At 53.4% G+C, this 1281-nt stretch carries 1 protein-coding gene; it reads left to right on the forward strand.

Annotation, left to right across the window (positions count from 1 at the left end):
- Positions 1-91 precede the first annotated feature (91 nt).
- Positions 92-1281 (forward strand): elongation factor Tu (gene tuf, locus F2P67_RS27130; RefSeq protein ID WP_166226254.1); only part of this gene is annotated, 1190 nt, incomplete at its 3' end.

Consider the following 1281-nt stretch of genomic DNA (forward strand, 5'->3'; position numbering starts at 1 on the left):
TGCTCCATATAACAAGGCAGATATGAAAATATCTGCCTTTGTTTTAATGGCTGATGTTGTTTGTCTAATTCTTCTGTTGAGGGTGATATCGATGGCTAAGGAAAAATTTGATCGTTCCCTGCCCCACGTCAACGTTGGGACCATTGGTCACGTTGACCACGGTAAAACCACTCTGACCGCTGCTCTGACTCGCGTCTGCTCCGAAGTTTTCGGTTCGGCCGTAGTTGAATTCGACAAGATCGACAGCGCTCCAGAAGAAAAAGCTCGCGGTATCACCATCAACACCGCTCACGTTGAGTACAACTCGACTATTCGTCACTACGCTCACGTTGACTGCCCAGGTCACGCTGACTACGTGAAGAACATGATCACCGGTGCTGCCCAGATGGACGGCGCGATCCTGGTTTGCTCGGCCGCTGATGGTCCGATGCCACAAACCCGTGAGCACATCCTGCTGTCCCGTCAGGTAGGCGTTCCGTACATCGTGGTTTTCCTGAACAAGGCTGACCTGGTAGACGACGCTGAGCTGCTGGAACTGGTTGAGATGGAAGTTCGCGACCTGCTGTCCACCTATGACTTCCCAGGTGACGACACTCCGATCATCATCGGTTCGGCTCGTATGGCTCTGGAAGGCAAAGACGACAACGAAATGGGCACCACTGCCGTTCGTAAACTGGTTGAAACTCTGGATACCTACATCCCAGAGCCAGTTCGTATGATCGACAAGCCATTCCTGATGCCAATCGAAGACGTATTCTCGATCTCGGGTCGCGGTACTGTTGTGACTGGTCGTATCGAGCGCGGTATCGTTCGCGTTCAAGATGCGCTGGAAATCGTTGGTCTGCGTGACACCACCACCACCACCTGCACCGGTGTTGAGATGTTCCGCAAGCTGCTCGACGAAGGTCGTGCTGGCGAGAACTGCGGCGTTCTGCTGCGTGGTACCAAGCGTGACGACGTTGAGCGTGGTCAGGTTCTGGTTAAGCCGGGTTCGGTTAAGCCGCACACCAAGTTCACCGCAGAAGTTTACGTTCTGAGCAAGGAAGAAGGCGGTCGTCACACTCCGTTCTTCAAAGGCTACCGTCCACAGTTCTACTTCCGTACTACTGACGTGACTGGTAACTGCGAGCTGCCAGAAGGCGTTGAAATGGTAATGCCAGGTGACAACATTCAGATGACTGTTACCCTGATCAAAACCATCGCGATGGAAGACGGTCTGCGTTTCGCTATCCGTGAAGGCGGTCGTACCGTCGGCGCTGGCGTCGTAGCTAAAATCATCGA

The sequence above is a fragment of the Pseudomonas atagonensis genome, assembly GCF_011369485.1.
Taxonomy (GTDB): Bacteria; Pseudomonadota; Gammaproteobacteria; order Pseudomonadales; family Pseudomonadaceae; genus Aquipseudomonas; species Aquipseudomonas atagonensis.